A 6039-nucleotide genomic window follows, 5' to 3' on the forward strand; every position below is an offset into this window, starting at 1 on the left:
CGTGGAGGCCGGGCGGTGCGGTTCGTCTGCCGGAACTTCGGGCTGTCGGACCTGGCGCGGCGCGGGCTCACCGCGCAGGAGGCGCCCCTGGCCGTGCTGCTGCTCGATGTCGAGGCGGAGTTGTCCGTCTGGGACCGGGGGCGGCCGGTGTGGTCGGAGGAGGCGTTCCCCGTGGCCGAGTTGGCGTACCACCTGGCGCGCTGGGTCCGGGGTCCGGCGGGCGGGCGTGGGGACTTCGGGCTCGACTCGGCGCAGGCGGAGAGCGGGCTGGTCCGGGTCGTGGGCTGCGACGGGGGCTGGCGGGTGGGCTCCGTCCTCGCGCCGGGCGTCTGGACCTCGCCCGTCGGCTGGGACGTTCTCGTGGCGGAGATCGAGCGGTTCGACCGCTCCGTGCGCGAGGGCCTGGCCGCGGTGGGGGTCGACCCGGCGTTCGTCCTGGGGCCCTGACGCCGTTCGGGCCCGTGCCGCCGGAGGGGAGGCGGCTCGTTTCCGGTCCGGTGGGGCGGCGTTCAGTGGTCGCGGGTGAGGGACCAGGCCGGGAGGTGGGTGAAGAAGGCGACGGCTCCGGGGTGCCAGTGGTGCCAGGTGGCGGCCAGGGCGGCGGCGCGGTGGGCGTGGCGGGCGGCTTCGGCGGGGAGGGTGCGGTCGAGGTGGCGGGTGCGGGCGAGGGCGCGGAGGGTGGTGACGGCGGCCGGGTCGGGGGTGCCCAGGGCGGCGCGGAGGGTGGTGCGGGCGGCCGGGTCGTCGGCGGTGGCGGCCAGGAGGGCGTGGACGAGGTAGCTGTGGCGGCCGGAGCGCAGGTCGGTGCCGAGGGGTTTGCCGAGGGTGGCGGGGTTGCCGAAGAGGTCGAGCCAGTCGTCGTGGATCTGGTTGGCGGTGCCCAGGGCGGTGGCGTAGGCGCGCAGGTCGGCGTCGTGCGGGGCGGGGTCGGTGCCGGCGGCGAGCAGGCCGAGGCGGAGCGGGGCGAGGATCGAGTAGTGGGTGGACTTGTACTCGGTGACGGTGTGCAGGAAGGCGGTGTCGGGGGCGGGGTGGAAGTCGCGTTCGAGGTCGATGAGTTGGCCGTTGACGGCGGCGGCCGCGGCGTCGGTGGCGACGGTGGCCATGGCCAGGGCCCGCTCGGGGGGCAGGTCGCCGGTGAGCAGGGCCCGGACGGCGAGGAAGGCGGCCAGGTCGCCGGCCAGGACGGCGAGGGCGAGGGCGGTGTCGGGGTGGTCGGGGAATTCGGCGCGGTAGGCGTAGTAGGTGGACGGGCCGCCGCGGCGGAGGGGGGCGTCGTCGATGATGTCGTCGTGGATCAGGCCGTGGGTGTGCAGCAGTTCGACGCTGATCGCGGCGGCGTCCAGGCCGGGCGCCGGACGGTCGGCGACCAGGGCGGCGGCTTCGTGCAGCAGCGCCACCCGGAGCCGTTTGCCGCCGCGCAGGGACAGCTCCCGCACCAGTTCGAGGGCCCGGGCCGGGAACCTGCCGTGCGGGGGCAGTAGGGCCCCGCCGCCCTCCGGGTCGGCCAGGGCGTCGAAGTGGGCCGCGAAGCGGGCTTCGAAGCGTTCCTGGTGGTCGGCGGCGCGGCGTAGGGCGGCGGCGAGGGCGTCGTTCACCCCGTCAGGCTCCCACGGCCCGACCGCCGTTCGACCGGCCGGGGTTCGGCGGGGGCGGCTGCCGGTCGGTTCGTGCCGGCGGTCGTGCTCGGCGTCGAGGGCGCGGCGGGCGCGGCGGGCGCCGGGGATCGCGGGGCGGAGGGGGCCCGGGGCGTCAGGTGTCCTCGGGGGCGAGGGTGTGCAGGAGGTGGAGGAGGGTGGTGCGTTCTTCGGGGGTCAGGGGGGCGAAGTGGTCGGTGAGGACGGTGTCGGCGATCTGCTCGCCGGTGGCGAGGAGGGCCTGGCCGGCGGGGGTGAGGTGGTGTTCGAGGCGGCGGCCGTGGCCGGGGGTGCGAGTGATCAGGCCCTGGGCGAGCAGGCGGCCGGCGAGGGTGCCGAAGGACTGCTCGGTCTGGAAGGTGGCGGTGGCGAGTTCCCGGGCGGAGGCGCCGGGGCGGCGGCCGACGGCCCGGAGGGCGTCCCACTGGGCGAGGGTGGTGCCGGCGGCGGTGAGGGCGGTGTCGAGGGCGCGGTGCTGGCGGTACTGGACCTTCTTGACGGCCCGGCCGAGGACGTGGAGCTCTGGGTTCATGCGGCCAGCCTACCCGTAACTCAACTAGCTTAATTAAGCATCCTTAGTTAGAGTGGGCGCATGACCACCGAACAGTTCCTCCTCGCCGAGGCCGGTACCGGCCGCCCCGTCCTCCTCCTGCACGGCGGCGGCGGTCCGGCCACCGTCGCCCCGCTCGCCGCCCACCTCGCCCGGACCGCCCACGTCCTCTCCCCCGTCCACCCCGGCTGGGACGGCACCGAGCGCCCCGCCGGGATCACCCGGATGGCCGACCTCGCCGCGCTCTACCTCGACCTGCTGCGACGGCGCGGCCTGCGGGACGTGCTGGTGGTGGGCTCCTCCCTCGGCGGCTGGATCGGCGCCGAACTGGCGCTGCTCGACGGCGCGCAGGACCCGCGGGAGCGGGTGGTCGGCGGGCTGGTGCTGATCGACGCCGTGGGCATCGGGGTGGACGGGGAGCCGCTCACCGACGTCTTCGCCCTGGACGCCCGCGGCCTGGCCGAGCACTCCTGGCACGACCCCGACCGCTTCTTCGTCGACCCGGCGACCCTGCCCCCGGCCGAACTCGCCCGCCGCCGGGGCAACCTGGCCACCATGCAGGTGCTGGCCGGCGACCCCTACATGTACGACCCCGGGCTGCGGGAGCGGCTGTCCGGCGTCCGGGTGCCGGTCCTGGTGCTGTGGGGCGAGAGCGACCGGGTCGCCACCCCCGGCTACGGCGCCGCCTACGCCGGCTCGTTCCCCGACGCCCGCTTCGTGCCGGTGCCCGGCGCCGGGCACCTCCCGCACCTGGAGCGGCCGGCCGAGGTGCTCGCCCACCTGGACGCCGAGCTGCGCCGCCCGCTGCGGACCGGGTGACCGCCCCGTCCCGTCCCGGTCCGGTCTGTCCCGTCCCGGTCCGGTCCCAACTCCCGTCCCGGCCCGGGTCTCAGGCGCCGACGCCGACCGGGCGGCGGGCGAACCAGGCGATGGTGGCGGCCAGGCCCGGATCGGTATCCACGGCAGGCTGCCAGCCGAGCGCGGTGCGGGCCAGGGTGATGTCGGGGCGGCGCAGCGAGGGGTCGTCGCCGGGGCGTTCGACGAACTCGACCGGGGAGGCCGATCCGCACAACGTGCGGATGCGGTGGGCGAGTTGGAGGATGGTCAGCTCGGCGGGGTTGCCGAGGTTGATCGGTCCGGGGTGGCCGGCGGCGGCCGCGGCCAGGATGCCGGCGACGGTGTCGTCGACGTGGCACAGCGAGCGGGTCTGGCTGCCGTCCCCGGCGACGGTGAGCGGCCGTCCGGCCAGGGCCTGGGTGATGAAGGCGGGCACGGCCCGCCCGTCGGTGGGGCGCATCCGCGGGCCGTAGGTGTTGAACAGCCGGACGATGACGGTGTCGGTGCCGCGGGCGGTGCGGTAGGCGGTGGTGAGCGCCTCGGCGTAGCGCTTGGCCTCGTCGTACTGGCTGCGCGGGCCGATCGGGTTGACGTTGCCCCAGTACGTCTCGGGCTGCGGGTGGACCAGCGGGTCGCCGTACACCTCGGAGGTGGAGGTGAGCAGGAAGCGGGCACCCTTGCGGCGGGCCAGTTCGAGGGCGTTGTGGGTGCCGTGGGCACCGGCCCGCAGGGTCTCGACGGGGTGGCGGGCGTAGTCGTGCGGGGAGGCGGGCGAGGCCAGGTGGACGACCAGGTCGACCGGCCCGTCGACGTCGAACGGCTCGCACACGTCGTGGCGTCGCAGCGTGAAGCCGGGGTCGTCGGCGCGGTCGGCGAGGTTGTCGAGGCTGCCGGTGAGCAGGTTGTCGACGCACACCACCTCGGTGCCCTGCGCGCGCAGCCGGTCGCACAGGTGGGAGCCGACGAAGCCCGCGCCGCCGGTGACGACGGCCCGGCGGGCGGCCGGGCGGGCAGCCGGGCGAGCAGCCGGGCGGGCGGCAAGGCCCGCGGCCGTTCCGGTGCCTGGGCCCGGGACCGCGGCCGTTCCGGTGCCGGTGCCGGTGGGGTGGGCCATGGTCAGGACTCCCGCAGCGAGCGGCCGGTGCGGGCGAGGAAGACGTCGTCCAGGGTGGGGCGGTGCAGTTCGATGGTGGCGGTGGCGATGCCCGCCTCGGCCAGTGCCCGCATGACCTGCGGCATCGCGCTCTCGCCGGTGTCGACGGACAGTCGCAGCGCGCCGTCGGCGCGGGTCTCGGCGCCGCGGACGCACTCCTGGGCGGCGAGCACCTCGGCGGCCTTGGCGGCCAGGTGCGGTTCGGCGACTCCGACGGTGACCACCTCGCCGTGGACGGAGCGCTTGAGCGCGGCGGGGGTGCCCTCGGCGACCAGGGTGCCGCCGTCGACGATGGCGATCCGGTCGCAGAGCGCGTCGGCCTCGTCCAGGTAGTGGGTGGTGAGGAAGACCGTCATGCCGGCGTCGCGCAGGCGGCGGACCTCGGCCCACAGCCGGGCCCGGGCGGCCGGGTCGAGGCCGGAGGTGGGCTCGTCCAGGAACAGCACGGTGGGGCGGTGGACCACGCCGAGCGCGATGTCCAGGCGGCGGCGCTGGCCGCCCGAGTAGCTGCGGCAGGGGCGGTCGGCGTACTCGGCGAGGTCGAAGGAGTCGACGGCGGCGGCCGCCCGGGCCTGCGCCTCGGCCTTGCCCAGGCCGTGCATCCGGGCCTGCAGGACGAGTTCCTCACGGGCCGTCACCTCGTCCCAGGTGCCGCCGCCCTGGGCGACGTAGCCGATGGCGCGCCGGACCTCGGCCGGGCGGGTCAGCAGGTCGGCGCCGGCCACCGTGGCCCGGCCGCCGTCGGGGGGCAGCAGGGTGGCGAGCATCCGCAGGGTGGTGGTCTTGCCCGCGCCGTTGGGGCCGAGCAGTCCGAAGATCTCGCCTTCGGCCACGTGCAGGTCCAGTCCGGCCACCGCGTCCACGGTGGCGGCGTGGCGGCGGCGGCCGGTCCGGTAGGACTTCCGCAGTCCGCTGGTCTCGATCATCTGGGTCCTTCGGGGGGTGACGGGGGGACGGGTCAGCGGACGGTGCGGGCGAAGCGGCGGGCCGACCAGAGCAGGGCGGCGAGTGCGACGGCCGCCATCAGGGCGAGGCTGCGCCACACCGCGGGGTCGCCGGGGTGGCCGGCGAACAGTTCGCGCATGCCGACCACCGCCCAGCTGAACGGGTTCCAGTCGGAGACCCGGCGCAGCCACAGCGGGGCCAGCGCGAGCGGCAGCAGGGTGCCGGAGAGCAGCATCAGCGGCTGGGCGAGGTTGTTGACCAGCTGGCCCAGCACGTCCGGGTTGCCGACCTTGAGCGCCAGGCCGTAGGAGACCGCGGAGCTGGTCAGCGAGATCAGCGCGAGCAGCAGGTAGGCCAGCAGCAGGTCCGGGACGCGCACCAGCAGGCCGAGCGGGATCGCCAGCACGATGATCACGGCGGCCTGGACGGCCAGCACCACCACGTCCCGCAGCGAGCGGCCGAGCAGCAGCGCGACCCGGCTGACCGGGGTGACCCGGGCCCGCTCGATCACGCCGGAGCCGAGTTCGGCGAGCAGGCCGAAGCCGACGTACAGGCCGCCGCCGAGGGCCAGCGCGACCAGCATGCCGGGGACGTAGATCCGGTAGGCGTCGGCCATCGTGCCCGCGCCCATCGAGGCCAGCGCGGGCTTGAGCAGCGGGGCGAACAGGGCGAGGTAGACGACGGGTTGGGCCACCCCGAGGAAGATCTGCAACGGGGAGCGGGCCATCAGCAGCAGGTGGCGCTGGAACACCAGCCAGGTGTCGCGGAGGCTTTTCACGGGTGGGCGTTTCCTGTCCTGTTCGGGGCGTCGGAGGGGCTCGCTGTCGGAGGTGCTCGGCGTCGGAGGGGCGGGGCTGGGCCGGAGCGCGTGGGGTCAGGGGCGGGGGAGGGGCAGTTCGGGGGGCTGGGGCCGGGCC

The 6039-nt window shown here is 75.9% G+C and carries 7 protein-coding genes; 2 read left to right on the top strand and 5 right to left on the bottom strand.

What is annotated here, in order from left to right; all coding sequences use genetic code 11:
• Positions 1-15 precede the first annotated feature (15 nt).
• Entirely contained in the window at positions 16-447 is a 432-nt protein-coding gene (locus tag IH44_RS41365; RefSeq protein ID WP_232795062.1) for a hypothetical protein, read from the top strand.
• 62 nt (positions 448-509) lie between these two features.
• Here the strand turns inward: IH44_RS41365 and IH44_RS0124145 are convergent, their stop codons facing one another.
• Both IH44_RS0124145 and IH44_RS0124150 read right to left on the bottom strand, forming a co-directional pair.
• Positions 510-1598 (bottom strand): polyprenyl synthetase family protein, encoded by a 1089-nt coding sequence (locus IH44_RS0124145; protein WP_030461799.1) that lies wholly within the window; start codon positions 1596-1598, stop codon positions 510-512.
• A gap of 154 nt (positions 1599-1752) precedes the next feature.
• Positions 1753-2169, bottom strand: a complete 417-nt coding sequence (locus IH44_RS0124150) for a MarR family winged helix-turn-helix transcriptional regulator (protein ID WP_030461800.1) — start codon at positions 2167-2169, stop codon at positions 1753-1755.
• A 60-nt stretch (positions 2170-2229) separates the two neighbouring features.
• Here IH44_RS0124150 and IH44_RS0124155 point away from each other — a divergent pair, with 60 nt between their 5' ends.
• Positions 2230-3006: an alpha/beta fold hydrolase gene (locus tag IH44_RS0124155; protein ID WP_030461801.1), complete on the top strand. Its 777-nt coding sequence runs from the start codon at positions 2230-2232 to the stop codon at positions 3004-3006.
• Between the two features lie 70 nt (positions 3007-3076).
• On the opposite strand, the gene IH44_RS0124160 is transcribed toward IH44_RS0124155, so the two are convergent.
• The 3 genes from IH44_RS0124160 to IH44_RS0124170 are packed head-to-tail and all read right to left on the bottom strand — an operon-like array spanning position 3077 to position 5900.
• A complete protein-coding gene (locus tag IH44_RS0124160; protein WP_081967083.1) occupies positions 3077-4138 on the bottom strand; it encodes an NAD-dependent epimerase/dehydratase family protein in 1062 nt (353 codons plus the stop codon).
• A 2-nt stretch (positions 4139-4140) separates the two neighbouring features.
• Positions 4141-5103 carry a daunorubicin resistance protein DrrA family ABC transporter ATP-binding protein gene (locus tag IH44_RS0124165; protein WP_030461803.1) on the bottom strand — a complete coding sequence of 321 codons (963 nt, stop codon included), beginning with the start codon at positions 5101-5103 and terminating at the stop codon, positions 4141-4143.
• A 32-nt stretch (positions 5104-5135) separates the two neighbouring features.
• Positions 5136-5900, bottom strand: a complete 765-nt coding sequence (locus IH44_RS0124170; protein WP_030461804.1) for an ABC transporter permease — start codon at positions 5898-5900, stop codon at positions 5136-5138.
• Between the last annotated feature and the right edge of the window lie 139 nt (positions 5901-6039).

Origin of the sequence: Kitasatospora sp. NRRL B-11411 (genome assembly GCF_000721345.1) — a bacterium.
In the GTDB taxonomy this organism is placed as follows: domain Bacteria; phylum Actinomycetota; class Actinomycetes; order Streptomycetales; family Streptomycetaceae; genus Kitasatospora; species Kitasatospora cineracea.

Bases quoted from the DNA above. Each gene is read 5' to 3' on its own strand.
- IH44_RS0124155 (WP_030461801.1), top strand. From the start codon at position 2,230: ATGACCACCGAACAGTTCCTCCTCGCCGAGGCCGGTACCGGCCGCCCC.
- IH44_RS0124150 (WP_030461800.1), bottom strand. From the start codon at position 2,169: ATGAACCCAGAGCTCCACGTCCTCGGCCGGGCCGTCAAGAAGGTCCAG.
- IH44_RS0124165 (WP_030461803.1), bottom strand. From the start codon at position 5,103: ATGATCGAGACCAGCGGACTGCGGAAGTCCTACCGGACCGGCCGCCGC.
- IH44_RS0124160 (WP_081967083.1), bottom strand. From the start codon at position 4,138: ATGGCCCACCCCACCGGCACCGGCACCGGAACGGCCGCGGTCCCGGGC.